General features: G+C 58.3%; 21 protein-coding genes, 1 tRNA gene and 1 pseudogene. 15 read left to right on the top strand and 8 right to left on the bottom strand.

What is annotated here, in order from left to right:
* Window positions 1-2: 2 nt before the first annotated feature.
* Genes UB23_RS03355 through UB23_RS03340 form a run of 4 tightly spaced genes read left to right on the top strand, consistent with a single transcriptional unit; the run spans window position 3 to window position 3,451 of the window.
* Window positions 3-1,016 (top strand): LacI family DNA-binding transcriptional regulator, encoded by a 1,014-nt coding sequence (locus tag UB23_RS03355; protein WP_045057915.1) that lies wholly within the window; start codon window positions 3-5, stop codon window positions 1,014-1,016.
* Window positions 1,017-1,062: 46 nt separating this feature from the next.
* Complete coding sequence (rbsK, locus tag UB23_RS03350) at window positions 1,063-1,980, top strand: ribokinase (protein WP_045057914.1); 918 nt, start codon at window positions 1,063-1,065, stop codon at window positions 1,978-1,980.
* The gene (gene rbsD, locus UB23_RS03345; protein ID WP_045057913.1) at window positions 1,977-2,381 is read left to right on the top strand and encodes a D-ribose pyranase; all 405 of its coding nucleotides are present in this window, start codon (window positions 1,977-1,979) and stop codon (window positions 2,379-2,381) included. The genes rbsK and rbsD overlap by 4 nt, the downstream gene beginning before the upstream one ends.
* Before the next feature lie 41 nt (window positions 2,382-2,422).
* Window positions 2,423-3,451, top strand: a complete 1,029-nt coding sequence (locus tag UB23_RS03340) for a nucleoside hydrolase (RefSeq protein ID WP_045057912.1) — start codon at window positions 2,423-2,425, stop codon at window positions 3,449-3,451.
* A 37-nt stretch (window positions 3,452-3,488) separates the two neighbouring features.
* On the opposite strand, the gene UB23_RS03335 is transcribed toward UB23_RS03340, so the two are convergent.
* Window positions 3,489-3,701 carry a hypothetical protein gene (locus tag UB23_RS03335; protein WP_045057911.1) on the bottom strand — a complete coding sequence of 71 codons (213 nt, stop codon included), beginning with the start codon at window positions 3,699-3,701 and terminating at the stop codon, window positions 3,489-3,491.
* A 133-nt stretch (window positions 3,702-3,834) separates the two neighbouring features.
* Between UB23_RS03335 and UB23_RS03330 the strand changes: the two genes are divergently transcribed.
* Together UB23_RS03330 and UB23_RS03325 are read left to right on the top strand one after the other, a co-directional pair.
* On the top strand, window positions 3,835-4,140 hold the full coding sequence (locus UB23_RS03330; protein ID WP_045057961.1) for a hypothetical protein: 306 nt from the start codon (window positions 3,835-3,837) through the stop codon (window positions 4,138-4,140).
* 166 nt (window positions 4,141-4,306) lie between these two features.
* Entirely contained in the window at window positions 4,307-4,627 is a 321-nt protein-coding gene (locus UB23_RS03325) for an I78 family peptidase inhibitor (protein ID WP_045057910.1), read from the top strand.
* 72 nt (window positions 4,628-4,699) lie between these two features.
* On the opposite strand, the gene UB23_RS03320 is transcribed toward UB23_RS03325, so the two are convergent.
* Window positions 4,700-4,912 (bottom strand): cold-shock protein, encoded by a 213-nt coding sequence (locus UB23_RS03320; protein ID WP_003179963.1) that lies wholly within the window; start codon window positions 4,910-4,912, stop codon window positions 4,700-4,702.
* 291 nt (window positions 4,913-5,203) lie between these two features.
* On the bottom strand, window positions 5,204-5,506 hold the full coding sequence (locus tag UB23_RS03315) for a hypothetical protein (protein WP_045057909.1): 303 nt from the start codon (window positions 5,504-5,506) through the stop codon (window positions 5,204-5,206).
* Between the two features lie 374 nt (window positions 5,507-5,880).
* On the opposite strand from UB23_RS03315, the gene thrS reads away from it, so the two are divergent.
* From thrS to UB23_RS03270, 9 genes are all read left to right on the top strand, one after another.
* Window positions 5,881-7,803, top strand: coding sequence for a threonine--tRNA ligase (gene thrS / locus UB23_RS03310; RefSeq protein WP_045057908.1), 1,923 nt, complete (start codon window positions 5,881-5,883; stop codon window positions 7,801-7,803).
* Window positions 7,803-8,354, top strand: coding sequence for a translation initiation factor IF-3 (gene infC / locus UB23_RS03305; RefSeq protein WP_176469887.1), 552 nt, complete (start codon window positions 7,803-7,805; stop codon window positions 8,352-8,354). The genes thrS and infC overlap by 1 nt, the downstream gene beginning before the upstream one ends.
* 60 nt (window positions 8,355-8,414) lie before the next feature.
* A complete protein-coding gene (gene rpmI / locus UB23_RS03300; RefSeq protein WP_008145659.1) occupies window positions 8,415-8,609 on the top strand; it encodes a 50S ribosomal protein L35 in 195 nt (64 codons plus the stop codon).
* Between the two features lie 27 nt (window positions 8,610-8,636).
* On the top strand, window positions 8,637-8,993 hold the full coding sequence (gene rplT, locus UB23_RS03295; protein ID WP_007905879.1) for a 50S ribosomal protein L20: 357 nt from the start codon (window positions 8,637-8,639) through the stop codon (window positions 8,991-8,993).
* A 109-nt stretch (window positions 8,994-9,102) separates the two neighbouring features.
* Window positions 9,103-10,119, top strand: a complete 1,017-nt coding sequence (gene pheS / locus UB23_RS03290) for a phenylalanine--tRNA ligase subunit alpha (protein ID WP_007905876.1) — start codon at window positions 9,103-9,105, stop codon at window positions 10,117-10,119.
* Between the two features lie 26 nt (window positions 10,120-10,145).
* Window positions 10,146-12,527 (top strand): phenylalanine--tRNA ligase subunit beta, encoded by a 2,382-nt coding sequence (pheT, locus tag UB23_RS03285; protein ID WP_045057907.1) that lies wholly within the window; start codon window positions 10,146-10,148, stop codon window positions 12,525-12,527.
* Between the two features lie 3 nt (window positions 12,528-12,530).
* Window positions 12,531-12,833 carry an integration host factor subunit alpha gene (ihfA, locus tag UB23_RS03280; RefSeq protein ID WP_002553164.1) on the top strand — a complete coding sequence of 101 codons (303 nt, stop codon included), beginning with the start codon at window positions 12,531-12,533 and terminating at the stop codon, window positions 12,831-12,833.
* A complete protein-coding gene (locus tag UB23_RS03275; protein ID WP_003179985.1) occupies window positions 12,814-13,170 on the top strand; it encodes a MerR family transcriptional regulator in 357 nt (118 codons plus the stop codon). Before ihfA ends, UB23_RS03275 begins: the two co-directional genes overlap by 20 nt.
* Window positions 13,171-13,259: 89 nt before the next feature.
* A tRNA-Pro gene (locus UB23_RS03270) sits at window positions 13,260-13,336 on the top strand.
* A 1,115-nt stretch (window positions 13,337-14,451) separates the two neighbouring features.
* Here UB23_RS03270 and UB23_RS30105 read toward each other — a convergent pair.
* The 5 genes and pseudogenes from UB23_RS30105 to UB23_RS03250 form a co-directional block, all read right to left on the bottom strand.
* Window positions 14,452-14,694 (bottom strand): annotated as a pseudogene (locus UB23_RS30105) (integrase core domain-containing protein); the annotation flags it as partial.
* 875 nt (window positions 14,695-15,569) lie between these two features.
* Window positions 15,570-16,337 (bottom strand): amino acid ABC transporter ATP-binding protein, encoded by a 768-nt coding sequence (locus UB23_RS03265; protein WP_045057906.1) that lies wholly within the window; start codon window positions 16,335-16,337, stop codon window positions 15,570-15,572.
* The gene (locus UB23_RS03260) at window positions 16,334-17,056 is read right to left on the bottom strand and encodes an amino acid ABC transporter permease (RefSeq protein WP_045057905.1); all 723 of its coding nucleotides are present in this window, start codon (window positions 17,054-17,056) and stop codon (window positions 16,334-16,336) included. Before UB23_RS03260 ends, UB23_RS03265 begins: the two co-directional genes overlap by 4 nt.
* Before the next feature lie 27 nt (window positions 17,057-17,083).
* Window positions 17,084-17,947 carry a substrate-binding periplasmic protein gene (locus tag UB23_RS03255; protein WP_045057904.1) on the bottom strand — a complete coding sequence of 288 codons (864 nt, stop codon included), beginning with the start codon at window positions 17,945-17,947 and terminating at the stop codon, window positions 17,084-17,086.
* Window positions 17,948-18,096: 149 nt separating this feature from the next.
* Window positions 18,097-18,903, bottom strand: coding sequence for a phytanoyl-CoA dioxygenase family protein (locus UB23_RS03250; RefSeq protein ID WP_045057960.1), 807 nt, complete (start codon window positions 18,901-18,903; stop codon window positions 18,097-18,099).
* Window positions 18,904-18,963 lie beyond the last annotated feature (60 nt).

The following is an 18,963-nucleotide window of genomic DNA, read 5'->3' as shown; positions in this document are numbered from 1 at the left end:
TCATGGCAACCATCAAGGATGTCGCTGCACTGGCGGGAATCTCCTACACCACGGTGTCCCACGTGGTGAACAAGAGCCGTCCGGTCAGCGAAGAGGTACGGATCAAGGTCGAGGCCGCCATCAAGACCCTAGACTATGTGCCGAGCGCGGTGGCGCGGTCGCTCAAGGCCAAGACCACGGCAACCATCGGCTTGCTGGTGCCCAACAGCCTCAACCCGTACTTCGCCGAGCTGGCGCGGGGGATTGAGGATTACTGCGAGCGCAATGGCTACTGCGTGATCCTGTGCAACTCCGACGATAACCCGGACAAGCAGCGCAGCTACCTGCGGGTGCTTCTGGAAAAACGCATCGACGGCCTGATCGTGGCTTCGGCCGGCGGTGATGCCGGGCTGGCGCAAGGTCTTGCCGCCGTGCGCACGCCGATGGTGATCGTCGACCGTGGCCTGGAAGGCGTGAACGCCGACATGGTGCGCATCGATCACGAGTACGGCGCCTACCTTGCCACCCGGCACCTGCTGGAACTCGGGCATCGGGACATCGCCACGATTGGCGGCCCGGCGAGTACCAGCGTGGCGCAGATGCGCCTGGCCGGTTTTTGTAGGGCCTTGAGCGAGGCCGGCATTGAAGTGCCGGGCGAGCGCATGCTGGAAAGCGATTTTACCAGCACCGGCGGTTACGCTGCGGCGGCGCTGTTGCTGGAAAACAATCCGCCCAGCGCCATTTTCGCCGGCAACGACATGATTGGCATCGGCGTACTGCGCGCCGCTGCCGAGCGCAACATTCGCGTACCGAGCGAGCTGTCGGTGATCGGCTTTGACGACATCCAGATGAGTCGTTACGTGTACCCGGCACTGACCACTGTCGGCCAGTCGATCCTGCAGCTTGGCGAAATGGCTGCAGAAGTGCTGCTGCGCCGGATCGCCAGCCCGGCCATGGCTACCGATCAGCGGATCGTGACCCCCAGTATTGTCCTGCGAGAATCGACAGCGCCATTGGCGGGAGTCTTTGTCGAGTAGCGCTAACCAACCGCATCACTGAAACACAATTGACGAGTAGTGACGAATGCCAGCAAAAGTAGCGGTAATAGGCAGCCTGAACATGGACCTGGTCACCCGGGCGCCACGGCTGCCCCGTGGCGGTGAAACCCTGATCGGCCAATCGTTCGCCACGGTTTCCGGTGGCAAGGGCGCCAATCAGGCCGTCGCCGCCGCCCGGCTGGGCGCCCAGGTGTCCATGGTCGGTTGTGTCGGCAACGACGCTTACGGCAGGGAGCTGCGCGACGCACTGGTGGCCGAGCAGATCGACTGCCAGGCGGTCAGCACCGTCGAAGGCTCCAGCGGTGTGGCCTTGATCGTGGTTGACGACAACAGCCAGAACGCCATCGTGATTGTCGCCGGGGCCAACGGTGCGCTGACCCCGGCAGTCATCGGCTGCTTCGATGCGGTATTGCAGGCGGCCGATGTGATCATCTGCCAGCTGGAAATACCCGATGCGTCGGTCGGGCATGCGCTCAAGCGTGCCCGTGAGCTGGGCAAGACCGTGATCCTCAATCCGGCGCCGGCCAGTCGTCCGCTGCCGGCAGACTGGTACGCCAACATCGATTACCTGATCCCCAATGAAAGCGAGGCCACGGCCCTGAGCGGTGTACCCGTGGATTCCCTGGACTCCGCCAAGGTAGCTGCCGCCCGGTTGATCGCCCTGGGCGCCGGCAAAGTCATCATTACCCTGGGAGCCCAAGGTTCACTGTTCGCCAGTGGCAGCCGCCTGGAGCATTTCCCGGCACCGGTCGTGAAGGCGATTGATACCACGGCAGCCGGCGACACCTTCGTCGGCGGCTTCGCGGCGGCCCTGGCCAATGGTCAGGACGAAGCCGCAGCGATCCGTTTTGGCCAGGTGGCTGCGGCGCTGTCGGTGACCCGTGCCGGCGCGCAACCTTCGATTCCCACCTTGTCCGACGTGCAGGCGTTCAAACCATCATGAAAAAGACTCCTTTGCTCAACGTCGCCTTGTCGCGGTTGATCGCCTCCCTGGGGCATGGCGACATGGTGGTGATCGGCGATGCCGGCCTGCCGGTGCCCGCCGGCGTCGAGCTGATCGACCTGGCCCTGACCCATGGCGTGCCGGATTTCATCAGCACCCTCAAGGTGGTGCTCAGCGAGATGCAGGTTGAAAGCCACGTGCTGGCCCAGGAGATTCTCGATAAACAACCGACGGCGCTGGCCACTCTGGACGAGCTTGATGCCGCCGGCGAACTGGGCCGGCGCGAGCTGCTCAGCCACGACCAGTTCAAGGTGCTCAGCCGGCAGGCGCGGGCGGTGGTTCGTACGGGCGAGTGCCAGCCGTACTGCAACATCGTGCTGATCGCCGGAGTGACCTTCTAGACATTCGACATCACTGTTTCCTCACGCACAAGGAGTGCGCCATGCACCGCTATGCTCAGAAACTGCACCAACTGATCCGGAGTTTGCTGCTTTTGTCCTTGATTACTGCAACAGGCGCCCAGGCGGCGGAAAAGATCGACCTGATCATCGACACCGACCCCGGTGCCGACGACGTGGTTGCCTTGCTGTTTGCCCTGGCTTCCCCTGAAGAATTGAACATTCGTGCGCTGACCACCGTGGCCGGCAACGTGCGCCTGGACAAGACTTCGCGCAATGCCCGCCTGGCACGCGAGTGGGCAGGGCGCGAGGAGGTGCCGGTGTACGCCGGTGCAGCCCGGCCGATGATGCGCACGCCGATCTACGCCGAGAACATCCATGGCAAGGAAGGCCTGTCGGGTGTCACCGTGCACGAACCGAAAGCAGGCCTGGCCGAGGGCAACGCGGTCAACTACCTGATCGACACCTTGAAAGCCGCCAAGCCCCACAGCATCACGATCGCCATGCTCGGCCCACAGACCAACCTGGCGCTGGCATTGATCCAGGAGCCCGAGATCGTCCAGGGCATCAAGGAAGTAGTGATCATGGGCGGCGCGCACTTCAACGGTGGCAACATCACCCCAGTGGCCGAGTTCAACCTGTTCGCCGATCCCCAGGCGGCAGAAGTGGTGCTCAAGAGCGGTGTGAAGCTGACTTATTTGCCACTGGATGTGACCCACAAGATCCTCACCAGCGAATCGCGCCTGAAGCAGATCGCTGCCCTGAACAACAATGCCAGCAAGCTGGTGGGCGATATTCTGAATGAATACGTCAAGGGTGACATGGAACACTACGGCATGACCGGTGGCCCGGTGCATGACGCCACCGTGATCGCCTACCTGCTCAAACCCGAGCTGTTCAGCGGTCGTGCGGTCAATGTGGTGGTCGACAGCCGCGAAGGCCCGACCTTCGGCCAGACCATCGTCGACTGGTACGACGGCCTGAAGGCGCCGAAAAACGCGTTCTGGGTTGAAAACGGCGACGCCCAGGGTTTCTTTGACCTGCTGACCCAGCGTCTGGCGCGTTTGAAGTAAGCAGCAGTCGCTTCCCGCAGGTGCCAGCCTGCGGGAGTTACTTGGCCGCCGTGTACGCGGCGCCCATGTAGTTCACCGGGTACTTCTCAAATACCTGGGTGATGAACGACTGGGCCGCTTCGGTTCCCAGTTCCTTGACCAGAAGATCTATGCCGATGATTGCCAATTCTTCAGGGCTGCCGGGGCTGTAGGAGCTGTGGCCCTGCGGCCACTTGGCTTTGATGTCGGCATCGATACTTACGGTGGTCATGAATAGCGCTCGTGAATGGGTAGAAGTCTGTCTGCGAAGTTAACCATTTTGCGCGACGTTTGGCACTCCGACTTAGGCATGAGGGGAGGGCTATGCGACACTTGGTCTTCGAACAATGTCCAAGGACCACCCCGTGCAGATTGATTTGAACACGCCCGACGGCTTGACCCTGGATGCCGTTCGCCATTTGCTGGCCTCAGCCAGTGACGATGAGCACACCCAGTTGCGGGTGACTAAAGCCGGCATTGCCTATATATCCTCAGGTGTTGTCGGCGGTACCGACATCGGCGACCTGCTGTTTCGCCTGGAGACCTGGGCCAAGGGTTCCGGTTATGTCGGGCGCGTCGCCGCCAGCGATGAGGTGTGGGTGATGCAGATCTACAACGCGCTGAAAGAGAACTGGCCGAACCCGCCGTTCGACTACATCGACGTCTACTGAGGCTTGTTCATATTCAGTCACGATTGAACAATGATCAGCCTGCTGGTGCTCAGGCAAACTTGGCAATTATCCTGTCTGGGGGCAGGGTGCTATCAGCCACGGTGAAACCAATCACCAGAATGGCGGTCGCACGATCTCAGCTTAACTATTGAAAAGAGGAGGCTTCATGCCTTGGAAGCTCGCGTCATTGGGTACTTTGTTGGCCGCCACGTTGCTGGCTGGCTGCAGCAGTACGTCCTCCGAGTCGGCAACAAACCCTGTAGCGTCGACCGATACGGGTCACAGCCGCTGTGAAGCGAAGGCTGCCGAATTCGCCATCGGCAGGAAGGCTTCATCTGAATTGCTGGAGCAGGCCCGCACTCGCGCAGGCGCGCAGAATGCCCGGTTCCTGATGCCCGATGACATGGTCACCCTGGAATATCGCTCCGACCGCCTGAACCTCAATACCGATGCGGCTCGAGTGGTCACCCGCGTCAACTGCGGCTGACAGCGTCCGGCTTTTGTTGCACGCATAAAAAACCCCGTCACATGGACGGGGTTTTTTTAGTGCGCCAGAAACTTACTCTGGGCGAACCTGTGCAGCTTGCATACCCTTTTGGCCTTTCTCAGCCACGAAGGAAACGGTCTGGCCTTCTTTCAGGCTTTTGAAACCGTCGCTTTCGATAGCTTTGAAGTGTACGAACAGGTCGTCACCGCCACCTTGAGGAGTGATGAAGCCGAAGCCTTTTTCATCGTTGAACCACTTAACGGTGCCGGTTTGGCGATTAGACATGGTGTATCTCCAAGAAACATATATTTTTTCAGTACTGTGCTGCTCAGGCCAACTGGGCACACCGGGGTATCATAGTCGAAATGTTCGCTTTGGGAGCCCCCCGCAGGTGCTGTTTGCCTTGCCGTCACGCTTGCTTTGCTGCTCATATTGGCTGAAAGCCCCGATTTAAAAGGCTTTCAGCCGAAAGTAAAGACGATAAAAAAACCGTAAAAACCTGAAAAATTTGTAGTAAAAGGCGGTTTTCAGGGGCTTTTAGGCGCTCGTCCAGGCTGAAAAGGAGCTCCGATGGGCTTATTTTTTCGCCTTCGGATCGGCTTTGCAGGAGGCGATCTTGGTCAGCGCTTTCTGTTTCAGCGCGTCACTGGCCTTGTTGTCCATCAATGCCTGGATGTCGCTGGCCGGGTACGACTTGATCGCATCGGCGCCACAGGCGCAGTGGGACTTGGCAGCAGCTGCGCCGATCTGCGGCGTGGCCGCCTGGGTGCACTGAGCCATGTATTTCTCGCGCTCGCCCTTCGGCCAGTCCGCGTGGGCGGCCAGTGGCAGCAGCAGGACGACGGGGGCGACGATGGCGAATAAACGATTCAGACGCATGCTGGGATGCTCCTTGTGGGTCAATGTCTTGTTATCTGAGGGGTAAAACCCGGTTCAAGTTCAGCACTCTGGCATAAAAAGCCCTGATTTGCCCTAGCGGCGCGCTGCATGGCGTCGACGACCGTTCATCTGTGCTAGCATGCCTCGCTCGGGCGTTTAGCAGGCTCCGGATGACCTTCAGTCCCGGTGGCGGCACAGGCCCGAATAACCCTGATTTGAATCCCAGTCACTCTGGTTCGGTTTCCGGTTGGCCGCAAGGCTCCTGCCGCTGTAAGGCAGGCGTTCGTCATTGAATGGCCTGGACCGGATCTTGTACTGGCTCATCCCAACCCACGTGACCTTTGGTAGGGGTCACCACTAGGAGAGGAGGCGCCATGCCAACTATTACTCTTCCCGACGGCAGTCAACGTTCATTTGATCACCCGGTTTCCGTAGCCGAGGTCGCCGCATCCATTGGTGCTGGCCTGGCCAAAGCCACCGTGGCCGGCAAGGTCAATGGCCAGCTGGTCGACGCCAGCGACATCATCAGCAGCGATTCCACGCTGCAAATCATCACGCCAAAGGATGAAGAGGGGCTGGAGATCATTCGCCACTCTTGCGCCCACCTGGTTGGCCACGCGGTCAAGCAGCTGTATCCGACCGCCAGGATGGTCATCGGTCCGGTCATCGACGAAGGCTTCTATTACGACATCGCCTTCGAGCGTCCTTTCACCCCGGACGACCTGGCCGCGATCGAACAGCGCATGCAGCAGCTGATCGAGAAAGATTACGACGTGATCAAGAAAGTCACTCCGCGCGCCGAAGTGATCGAAGTGTTCAAGGCTCGTGGCGAAGACTACAAGTTGCGCCTGGTCGAGGACATGCCGAACGAACAGGCCATGGGTCTGTACTATCACGAAGAATACGTCGACATGTGCCGCGGCCCGCACGTACCGAACACCCGTTTCCTCAAATCCTTCAAGCTGACCAAGTTGTCCGGCGCCTACTGGCGCGGCGATGCCAAGAACGAGCAATTGCAGCGCGTCTACGGCACCGCCTGGGCTGACAAGAAGCAGCTGGCGGCTTACATCCAGCGCATCGAAGAAGCTGAAAAGCGCGATCACCGCAAGATCGGCAAGCGCCTGGGCCTGTTCCACACCCAGGAAGAGTCGCCGGGCATGGTGTTCTGGCACCCGAACGGCTGGACCCTGTACCAGGTGCTCGAGCAGTACATGCGCAAGGTTCAGCGCGACAACGGCTACCTGGAGATCAAGACTCCGCAAGTCGTTGACCGCAGCCTGTGGGAGAAATCCGGGCACTGGGCCAACTACGCCGACAACATGTTCACCACCCAGTCGGAAAACCGCGACTACGCCATCAAGCCGATGAACTGCCCGTGCCACGTGCAGGTGTTCAACCAGGGCCTGAAAAGCTACCGTGAGCTGCCGATGCGCCTGGCCGAGTTCGGTGCCTGCCATCGTAACGAGCCATCGGGTGCGTTGCACGGCATCATGCGCGTGCGTGCCTTCACCCAGGACGACGCCCACATCTTCTGCACCGAAGAGCAGATGCAGGCCGAATCCGCCGCATTCATCAAGCTGACCATGGACGTCTACGCCGATTTCGGCTTTAAAGACGTCGAGATGAAGTTGTCCACTCGTCCGGAAAAACGCGTAGGTTCCGACGAACTGTGGGATCGCGCCGAGGCTGCCCTGGCTGCAGCCCTTGATAGCGCGGGCCTGCCGTACGATCTGCAGCCGGGCGAAGGCGCTTTCTACGGTCCGAAGATCGAGTTCTCGCTGAAAGATTGCCTTGGCCGCGTCTGGCAGTGTGGTACTCTGCAGCTCGATTTTAACCTGCCTGTCCGTCTGGGAGCCGAATACGTCTCCGAAGACAACAGTCGCAAGCACCCGGTTATGTTGCACCGGGCGATCCTCGGCTCCTTCGAACGTTTCGTTGGAATCCTGATCGAGCACTACGAGGGCGCGTTCCCTGCGTGGCTGGCTCCGACCCAGGCAGTGATCATGAATATCACTGACAAGCAGGCTGATTTTGCCGCTGAAGTTGAAAAAACTCTCAACGAAAGCGGATTTCGTGCCAAGTCTGACTTGAGAAATGAAAAGATCGGCTTTAAAATCCGCGAGCATACTTTGCTCAAGGTTCCCTATCTCTTGGTTATCGGAGATCGGGAAGTCGAGATGCAGACTGTCGCTGTGCGTACTCGTGAAGGTGCTGACCTGGGCTCGATGCCCGTCGCCCAGTTCGCTGAGTTTCTCGCGCAAGCGGTTTCCCGGCGTGGTCGCCCAGATTCGGAGTAATTACTATTAAGCGTGAAATGAGACAAGATAAACGAGCTGCACCGAAAGCCCCGATCAACGAGAATATCTCGGCACGCGAGGTTCGGTTAATTGGGGCTGAAGGCGAGCAGCTTGGGATTGTGTCAATTGAAGACGCGCTTCTTAAGGCTGAAGAAGCCAAGCTCGATTTGGTGGAAATTTCCGCCGATGCTGTACCTCCTGTCTGCAAGCTGATGGACTACGGCAAATCGATCTTCGAAAAGAAGAAGCAGGTTGCCGCAGCCAAGAAGAACCAGAAGCAGATCCAGGTTAAAGAAATCAAGTTTCGTCCAGGGACGGAGGAAGGGGATTACCAGGTAAAACTGCGCAACCTGGTACGTTTCCTGAGTGATGGGGACAGGGCCAAGGTATCCTTGCGATTCCGCGGCCGTGAGATGGCCCACCAGGAGCTGGGGATGGAACTCCTCAAGCGAGTTGAAGGTGACTTGCTCGAGTACGGTTCTGTCGAACAGCATCCTAAGATGGAAGGACGCCAACTGATCATGGTCATCGCCCCGAAAAAGAAGAAGTAATCATTTGGGCACGGCAGGCCTACTGATTATGTTTATCAACTGAATGCGGAGTATCCGAACATGCCAAAAATGAAAACTAAAAGTGGTGCTGCTAAGCGGTTTCTGAAAACTGCTAACGGTATCAAGCACAAGCACGCTTTCAAGAGCCACATCCTGACTAAAATGTCGACCAAGCGTAAGCGTCAACTGCGCGGTAGCAGCTTGCTGGCACCGTGTGACGTGGCAAAAGTCGAGCGCATGCTGCGCCTTCGTTAATTTAGTCAAGAATAGAGGAAGTAACTCATGGCTCGTGTAAAGCGTGGCGTCATTGCCCGTAAACGTCACAAAAAAATTCTGAAACTTGCTAAAGGCTACTACGGCGCTCGTTCGCGCGTATTCCGTGTTGCCAAGCAAGCGGTAATCAAGGCAGGCCAATACGCCTACCGTGACCGTCGTCAGAAAAAACGTCAGTTCCGCGCTCTGTGGATCGCTCGTATCAACGCTGGTGCACGTATCAACGGTCTGTCCTACAGCCGTTTCATCGCCGGCCTGAAAAAAGCGTCCATCGAGATCGACCGTAAGGTTCTGGCTGATCTGGCAGTGAACGAAAAAGCGGCGTTTGCTGCGATTGTCGAGAAAGCTAAAGCCACCTTGGCTTAAGTACCCCCGACAGTCACCCTGCCTCACCTTTGTGGGGCCAGGTGTTAAACGTCATAAATAGGGGAAGAGCCTTCAAGCTCTTCCCCTATTTTGTATCTGGAGTCTGTACATGGAAAACCTGGATGCGCTCGTCTCTCAAGCACTAGAGGCTGTGCAAAGCGCTGAAGATATCAATGCCCTGGAGCAAATCCGGGTTCACTACCTTGGCAAGAAGGGCGAATTGACTCAGGTGATGAAGACCCTGGGAAATCTGCCGGCAGAAGAGCGTCCGCAAGTCGGCGCCCTGATCAACGTTGCCAAGGAGCGTGTCACAGAGGTTCTCAATGCCCGCAAGGCACTGTTTGAAGAGGCCGACCTGGCCGCCAAACTGTCTGCCGAGTCCATTGACGTGACCCTGCCTGGCCGCGGCCAGACCTCGGGTGGTCTGCATCCGGTTACGCGTACTCTGGAACGAATCGAACAGTTCTTCACCCACATCGGCTACGGCATCGCCGAAGGCCCTGAGGTCGAAGACGACTACCACAACTTCGAAGCGCTCAACATCCCAGGCCACCACCCGGCCCGGTCGATGCATGACACCTTCTATTTTAATGCCAACATGTTGCTGCGCACCCATACCTCGCCGGTACAGGTCCGCACCATGGAATCGAAACAGCCGCCGATCCGCATCGTCTGCCCAGGCCGTGTGTACCGTAGCGACTCGGATATCACCCACTCGCCGATGTTCCACCAGGTCGAAGGCCTGCTGGTCGATCGCGACATCAATTTCGCCGACCTCAAGGGCACCATCGAAGAATTCCTGCGGGTGTTCTTCGAGAAGGAACTGGCGGTGCGCTTTCGTCCTTCGTACTTCCCGTTCACCGAGCCATCCGCTGAAGTCGACATGGAATGCGTGATGTGCAGCGGTAAAGGCTGCCGTGTCTGCAAACAGACTGGCTGGCTGGAAGTCATGGGCTGCGGCATGGTTCACCCGAACGTGCTGCGCATGTCCGGGATCGACCCGGAAGAGTTTTCGGGCTTTGCCTTTGGCATGGGCGTCGAGCGTCTGGCCATGCTGCGTTACGGCGTGAACGACTTGCGTCTGTTCTTCGACAACGACTTGCGGTTCCTCGCGCAATTTCGCTAGTCGTAACGAATTCTTAGGAGAGCAGGATGAAATTCAGTGAACAATGGCTGCGCGGCTGGGTAAGCCCGCAGGTAAGTCGCGACGAGCTGGTTGCTCGTCTGTCGATGGCCGGTCTTGAGGTCGACAGCGTCACGCTGGCCGCCGGTGAATTCAGTGGCGTGGTCGTGGGCGAGGTGCTGAGCACCGAGCAGCACCCGGACGCCGACAAGCTGCGTGTGTGCCAAGTCAGCAATGGCGCCGAAACCTTCCAGATCGTGTGCGGTGCGCCTAACGTGCGTCCGGGCCTGAAGATCCCGTTCGCCATGATCGGTGCCGAGCTGCCAGGCGACTTCAAGATCAAGAAAGCCAAGCTGCGTGGCGTTGAGTCCAACGGCATGCTGTGCTCGCAAGCCGAACTGCAGGTTGGCGAAGGCAACGATGGCCTGATGGAATTGCCGGTCGATGCACCGGTTGGCCAGGACATCCGTGAATACCTGGGCCTGGACGACGCCAGCATCGAGGTCGACCTTACCCCGAACCGCGGCGACTGCCTGTCCGTGGCCGGCCTGGCCCGTGAAGTCGGCGCGCTGTACGCCGCCCAGGTCACCCGTCCGGTCGTGGCCACTGTGCCCGCCGTGCACGACGAAGTGCGCTCGGTCGAAGTCCTGGCGCCGGCCGCTTGCCCGCGCTACCTGGGCCGCGTGATCCGTAACGTCGACCTGTCCAAGCCAACGCCACTGTGGATGGTCGAGCGCCTGCGTCGTTCCGACGTCCGTAGCATCGACGCTGCCGTCGACATCACCAACTACGTGATGCTGGAACTGGGTCAACCGCTGCACGCTTTCGATCTCGCCGAAATCAATGGCGGCATCCGCGTGCGCATGGCCGAAGAAGGCGAAAAACTGGTACTGCTCGACGGTCAGGAAGTCAGCCTGCGTAGCGATACCCTGGTCATCGCCGACCACACCCGCGCCCTGGCGATTGCCGGCGTCATGGGTGGCGAGCACAGCGGCGTCAACACCGCGACCACTCGCGACGTATTCCTCGAAAGCGCGTTCTTCGACCAGATCGCCGTCGCTGGCAAGGCCCGTTCCTACGGCCTGCACACCGACGCCTCGCACCGCTTCGAGCGTGGCGTGGACTGGCAGCTGGCCCGTGAAGCCATGGAGCGCGCCACCGGCCTGCTGCTGGAAATCACCGGCGGCGAAGCCGGCCCGATCATCGAAACCGTCAGCGAACAGCACCTGCCGTCGATCGCACCGGTCACCCTGCGTGCCCAGCGCATCAGCCAGATGCTCGGCATGGAAATGGAACCGGCCGAAGTCGAGCGCCTGCTCAACGGCCTGGGCCTTAAAATTTCCGCCGACGGGGCAGGGCAGTGGCGCGTAGAAGTGCCAAGCCATCGCTTCGACATCAGCCTGGAAGTCGACCTGATCGAAGAACTGGCTCGCCTGTTCGGCTACAACCGCCTGCCGGTGCGCTACCCGCAAGCCCGCCTGGCGCCGCAAGCCAAGGCCGAAGCCCGCAGTGACCTGCCAGAACTGCGTCGACTGCTGGTCGCCCGTGGTTACCAGGAAGCGATCACCTACAGTTTCATCGATCCGAAACAGTTCGAGTTGTTTAATCCAGGTGTTGAACCACTGCTCTTGGCCAACCCGATCTCCAACGACATGGCTGCCATGCGTTCGTCGCTGTGGCCAGGCCTGGTCAAGGCGCTTCAGCACAACCTGAACCGCCAGCAGGATCGCGTGCGCCTGTTCGAAAGCGGCCTGCGGTTCGTCGGTCAACTCGACGGCCTCAAGCAAGAGCCGATGATCGCCGGTGTAGTGTGCGGCAGCCGCCTGCCGGAAGGCTGGGCGCAAGGTCGCGACGTCGTCGACTTCTTCGACGTCAAGGCCGACGTGGAAGCCGTATTGGGCTTCGCCGGCGCACTGGATTCGTTCACGTTCGTGCCGGGCAAACACCCAGCGCTGCACCCGGGTCAAACCGCGCGCATCGAACGCGAAGGTCGCCTGGTCGGCTTCGTCGGCGCCATCCACCCGGAATTATCGAAAACCCTCGGTCTCGACCGTCCGGTGTTCGTATTCGAGCTGGTTCTGGCGGAAGTGGCACTGGGTAAAATGCCTAAATTCCAGGAGTTATCGCGCTTTCCTGAAGTGCGACGTGACCTGGCCCTGATCGCGGAAAAAGACGTCGCAGCCAGCGCCGTTCTCGACGTAATCCGTGAAAATGCAGGCGAATGGCTGACAGACCTCAGGCTATTTGACGTGTATCAGGGTAAAGGCATTGATCCTGATAGAAAAAGCCTTGCAGTCGGCTTGACCTGGCAGCATCCATCGCGCACTCTTAATGACGATGAGGTGAATACCACGACGCAAAATATCCTCACCTCGCTCGAACAAAGGTTGAACGCCACGTTAAGGAAGTGACGTATGGGGGCTCTGACGAAAGCTGAGATGGCGGAACGTCTGTATGAGGAGTTGGGCCTGAATAAACGGGAGGCCAAGGAATTGGTCGAACTGTTTTTTGAAGAAATCAGGCACGCTCTGGAAGACAACGAACAAGTCAAATTGTCCGGTTTCGGCAATTTCGACCTTCGGGACAAACGCCAGCGGCCTGGCCGCAATCCGAAAACGGGAGAAGAAATCCCGATCACGGCTCGCCGTGTGGTCACCTTTCGTCCAGGGCAGAAGTTGAAGGCCCGAGTTGAGGCTTATGCTGGAACCAAGTCATAACGACGAGCTACCCGTCATCCCAGGCAAACGCTACTTCACCATTGGTGAAGTCAGCGAGCTGTGTGCGGTAAAACCGCACGTTCTGCGCTATTGGGAGCAGGAGTTTCCTCAACTCAACCCCGTCAAACGCCGCGGAAACCGCCGGTATTATCAGCGACAAGACGTGCTGATGATCCGGCAGATCCGCGCGCTTCTTTACGATCAGGGCTTCACCATCGGCGGCGCACGCTTGCGTTTGTCCGGCGACGAAGCCAAAGATGACACCACCCAGTACAAACAGATGATCCGGCAGATGATTGCCGAGTTGGAAGATGTGCTGGTTGTACTCAAGAAATGATTTTTTGCTTTTAAATACTTCCAGTTTTCAAAAGCTTGCGATATATTCTTGAGCGTCCTTCGAGGTGAAGGATGAGTTTCACGCCTAGTCGGGGCGTAGCGCAGTCCGGTAGCGCACTAGCATGGGGTGCTAGGGGTCGAGTGTTCGAATCACTCCGTCCCGACCATATTTTTCAATGGCTTAGCCCGGTTCGGAAACGACCGGGCTTTTCATTTTCTGGCTCAGGGGTAAACAAGGGGGTAAACACATTTTTTCCTTACTAACCGCGGAACGTGGATATTGTGAATTCACGCTGCTTTTGGCCTGTTCCGCGACTACTTTTGGCAATAATCCTGTTTGAGCTTCTCTTCCTTTCAGGATCTGTGAGTTCACGCCGCTTTTGGCCATTTTTCGCGCTGCCTTTGGCACCAATCCCGTCCGATATTTCTCTTCCTTTCTCAGCGTCTTCGCATGTCAGATAGCCTTGCCAAACGCCACGTGCCTGGGCGATTAGGGCGTTTTTCCTAAACCGCTCCGCGGCTCTAAACTCTAGAAGCTCAGTTCCGATGTTTCGTTCTTAAAGGTCACCATCCCAAATCAGTGATACCGGCTTCACGTCAAGCGGGCCTTGCCTTTGAAGACAAACGGAAGCAGCGAAAGCACCTTTAGGCCGGACTTCCGATTGTGCGCTATGGAAACGGAACAGAGCGCGGGGAGGGCGCATCAATTCGAATTGATTTCCGACGGCCTGTGGGCCTCCTGAAGACCCTTTGATCCCAAGGCCCGGGGCCGATTGGAATCAAACCATCGCGTCCGAGAGCCTGACTCATACCTCCAAACTCGACGTTTTTGAGCCCAATCCGCAGTGCCAATCAGACCGCAAATTTAACCGATTTTTTGCGGTTTTGGTGACAATCCATTTTGCGGGTAGTTGGCACCGATTGAGTTCCGATGAACCCACGAAAGATCCGTTGGCCGCCGCTTCTAGCGGTCAGCTCGGGATTTCTTGCAAGGTCCTGGCCGGTGCCAAATCCGCTGCGAACTCACAAACAGTGAAACCGGCTTCTCGTCAAGCGGGCCGTGCCTTTGAATACAAACCAAAGCGGCGCAAGCATCTTTAGGCCAAGGCAGTGGCGCCAGCGCCTCGCCCGTGGCTATGTGATCGTTGTGCGCTACGCGGAGGGTTTCAGGACGCAATGGCAGGCTCAGCAGTTTCTGGTGCAGTTGCAGGAACGCTTGCGGTAATTCCGCACGTACGGATCTGTGTGGGGGTGGCAGGTAACCGCCATTACTACCGCGACCGTTGAATTGATGGGGCCGAATCCAGTTGTACCGATGCATCAAAAAATGACTGATCTCACGCTGGGCCTCTTGGGCCGTTCGGTAGCTCATGGTCGGTGTCCATTCGGTTTTCAAACTCCGAAACACACGCTCCATCGGCGAATTGTCCCAGCAATTTTCCCGGCGACTCATGCTCTGGCGCATGCGATAACGCCAGAGCCGCTGGTGAAATAAACGACTCGTATACTGCGACCCTTGACTCGCCGACGCCGAGTGAACGACTGGCTTCGATGTAGCTGTAGTTTTGCTTGAGAACGAAGTCGGCAACCTCGCGTTTGAATTCAGCAGAAAAGGAAGGGCGTTTGGACAACTGACACCTCGATCTGGTGAGCATTCTCGCCTAAATGGGTGTCTGGTTTCATTAGACTACTACAGAGTGTGGTAGCCGGTACTTGCTGAAGCAACTCGCACTGCTTCCTAACACTTTGGTCGTTGCTCTCGGTAGCAAGGCGCGCGACCGTCATTCGAATGATTGGGGTTAAGGATTTTTTAGAAGCGAAATCCGTAGCTCCTCCGGGCTGTAACCACCGTGGCGCAAGAGAATCATGGGCGAAAATTCCAGAAGCACTGAATGCCGTGCGATCAGACCCAACAAGCGGATTGAATTACCGAGTGCATCGAGATTGCCGGATGCCCCGGGCTGGTGTCATGCGCATAAAGGCCTTCGGCGGCATAGGCAATGGAGTCCATTCCGCTCGTCACGCTGATAACCAAAGGCAACCCGATGCTTAGCTCAAGGTCATAGATGACCGTGAGCTAAGCGACGCCGCGGAGCAGCAGGCTCGTGCCGATACACTGGAGCAACAACTGACGCAGGTGCGTCAGGCGCCCGCCGCCAATCGCAAAACGCAGCCCGAAAACCCACCGCGTCGAAGAGCGCTCTCAGAGGGTGATGGAGGCGTCTGCGGTCAACGTCGCGCTACTAAGGGCGAAGGTCAGCACTCGAGTTCCCAGTCCAGGCTACATGTTACCCATCGGTTCAGGACTTGCGCGTTTCTGCCTGGGCTCGCGCTTCGGCGTCGGATGATGCTATCGGAGGTGAATAGGGCAAAGGACCTGGCATAGGGACGAGACACGGCTCAGTTCTGTATGGACTGGATAAAACTGGCGATGCGGCTATTGTTGGGGGCGGCGAGCAGTTCTTCAGGAGGGCCGGACTCCAGAATGCCGCCGTCGGCGACGAAGCAGATGCGGTCGGCCAGTTTGCGTGCGAAGTTCATTTCATGGGTGACGATGATCATCGTCATGCCCTCCTGGGCTAATGCGCGGATGGTGTCGAGTACCCCCGAGACCAGCTCCGGGTCTAGTGCCGAGGTCGGTTCATCGAACAGGATCAACTCCGGTTTCATCGCCAAAGCCCGGGCAATCGCGACCCGCTGCCGCTGACCGCCAGAGAGCTGGTCGGGGTAGTAGTCCAGCCGTGCGGAGAGGCCTACCTTGTCGAGAATGCTTTGGGCATCGGCGCTCGCTTCCTGCCTGGGGCGATGCAGCACGTGTAACGGCCCCTCGATGACGTTCTCCAGTACGGTGCGGTTATTGAACAGGTTGAACTGCTGGAACACCATCGGCATTTTGCTGCGAGCCATGCGCAGCCTGGATTCGCCCACCTGCTGGTAGGACTGGCTGTCCGAATGGCACAAGCGCTCGCCGTTAAACGTTATCTCGCCGGCACAGGGCGTTTCCAGAAAATTGATGCAGCGTAGCAGGGTCGACTTGCCGCCTCCGCTGGGGCCGATGAGGAAAACCACTTCACCACGTTTTACCGTCAGGTCAACGCCACGCAGGATCTTGCTGCTCCCGTAGGCCTTGTGCAGACCTTTGATCTGCAGGATAGGTTCGGCATTCATGATTTGGCCTCGGTCAGCTTGGTGGATATCGGGCTGCGGGTGATACGGGTACCGGTACGCAGGTGAGCGGGTGTGAGGCGTTGTTCGATCCAGTGCACACCTCGTGCAGCAATGAAGCTCAGGACGAAGTAGATGATGGCGACCATCAGGTAGACCTGCATGCTCAGGAAAGTGTTGGCGATGACGATGCTGCCGTGGCGCAGCAATTCATTCACGGCAATGAACGACACCAGCGAGGAGTCCTTGAGCAACGAGATAAAGTAGCCACCTACCGTCGGGATCGCGATTTTCAGGGCTTGGGGCAGGATCACCCGCAGGTAGATTTTGTTGCGCGACATGCCGATGGATAGACCCGCCTCGCGCTGGCCCTTGTCCAGCGAGAGGATGGCGGCCCGAAAGACCTCGGAGAGGTAAGCGCCGAGGTTGAGGCTCAGGCCCAATACCCCGGCCCAGAAGCCGGAAAGGGTCAAGCCGATCTGCGGCAAGGTGAAGTAGATCACCAGCAACTGCACCACCAGCGGTACCCCTCGCCAGATTTCCACATAGCTGCGCAGCGGCCAGTCCAGCCACGGCCGGCGCGTCAGTCGGCCAAGCGCAACGGCCAGGCCGATTAGGATGCCGAGGGTCATGCTCAGCACGGACAGTTGCAATGTCACCACCGCGCCCTTAAGCAGGAACGGGAAGTATTTGGGGATCAGGACAAACAGGAAGTCGTACATAGCGGTATCCCTTTGTTTGTGCGCCGCTCAGTTCTTGGTCAGCCTGGTTTGCACGGGATCCCATACTCCGTATTTTTCGAGAATCGCCTTGTGAGTGCCGTCGGCAATCATCGAGCTAAGGGCACTGTTGATGGCTTCGCGCAGATCGCCACATTCGCCCCGCACGGCGATGGCTTGCGTTCCGTAGACGTAGGGTGCCTTGGCTTCGGCGGCGACCCATTCCGGTTTCGGTTGATAAAGGATCGGCTCACCCACGGTGCGCAGGTTTTGCATAGTTTCCTTCTGGCCAATCAGGGTGCCCTGATCGAGCAGCACGGCATCGGCCTGATTGTTCTGCAGGGCCTGGAAAGGTTCACCGAAGCCGTTGAAGTCCATGACTTCACCAACCACGCCAGTGTCGGCCAGGCGGTGTGCGTTGAGCGAGTCGTCGGTGCCCATCACGGTGGCGAGCTTTTTGCCCTTGAGGTCGGCCATCGACTTGATCGGTGAGTCGGTCTTCACGATCACATAGTTGAAGCTCAGGAAGTAGGGGTTGGTGAACTGGATCCCGGCGTTTTGTATCCGCTCCTGGGTGGCTGACATAGCGGACAGGATGATGTCCCAGCGCTTGGATTTCATGCCTGGAATCAGCGTCGACCACTCGGTAACTACATACTCTGTCTTGGGTACGCCAATGCGCTTGCCGATCTCTTTGAACAGCTCGGCTTCGAAGCCACCGTAACTGCCGTCTTCGTTTTGCCAGATAAAGGGTTTGGTGCCCATCAGGCCATTACCCGAGAGCAGAACGCCAGAAGCCTTGACATCCGCCAGGCAACTGCTGCTGGCCTGAGCCAGGCCGGCGGTGCCGAGAAGCAACGCAAGGGCGCTGATTTTGAGGAGTGAACGTTGCATAGATATGTCTCCGACCGGGGGATTTTTATTGTTATTTTTTCGAGCGCAAGCGCTCAATCGCGAAACCGTGTATCTGCTGCAGACAACTCGCTCTCCCTGGCCGCTGGATAGATAAGTAATGAGCTCAGGGGTGAGCGCGAGCCGTGGTGTCAGGCGTCTTTTCGCCAGACCACTGGAAACCAGTCTTCGCGCATGCGATCGCCGTTTTCCAGGTTGATCCCGGGGAAGGGCGGGGAGGTACGGCCCGGGCGGGCAATGTAGCGAACGTCGTCACCGATGAAGCGGGTCGAGAACGCTCTGCGGCGGCCGGTGCCCTGGTTGCCCGCGGCACCGTGTACGGTGCGGAAATCGAACACCACGGCATCGCCCGGTTGCAGCTCCGGCGAGAGGATGTTGAAGTCGCCGTTTTCAACATCCGGCATGTCCATGAACACACTTTCCCCGGTAACGGAGTTGGCTTCGCAATAGAAGTCGGCGTTGTTGGCCCAGCTTTTTGGGCGTACCGGTTTGGGCCACAGATGGGAGCCGAGTACCAAGCTCAGCGTGTTGAGCTTGGTCACCGGGTCAAGGGGAATCCAGTAGCTGGCAGTCTGCAGGCCGTTGACGCAGTAATAGGGAAGATCCTGATGCCAAGGCGTCGGCTTGGACGTGCCGGGCTCCTTGACCAGGATATGGTCGTGGAACACCTGCACCTGCTGAGACTGCATGATCTGCCCGGCAATGCCCGCCGCCGGTGAGTTGAGGACGAAGTCGCTAAAGGCCGGAATGCGCTGCCAGTTGCAGTAGTCTTCGAAAAACCGGCCGCCTTCGCCGCTGCCCACATTCTCGATCGCAAACTGACTGGGGGTGGCCAGGTTCTGTTCGAAACCTTCACGCAGACGCTCGATCCAGTCGGTGAAGACGCCGCGCAAAACAACGGCACCGTCGCGCTGAAATACCTCGACATCGGACATCATCATCGGATTTGCTCCTTTGTTGTTATCGGTATGCAAGGAGTATGTCTCTTATACACATCT

The organism is Pseudomonas sp. ES3-33 (assembly GCF_000952175.1).
Lineage (GTDB): Bacteria > Pseudomonadota > Gammaproteobacteria > Pseudomonadales > Pseudomonadaceae > Aquipseudomonas > Aquipseudomonas gregormendelii.
Note: the sequence above shows the minus strand (reverse complement) of the source record. Positions and strands in the feature narration are given on the sequence as shown.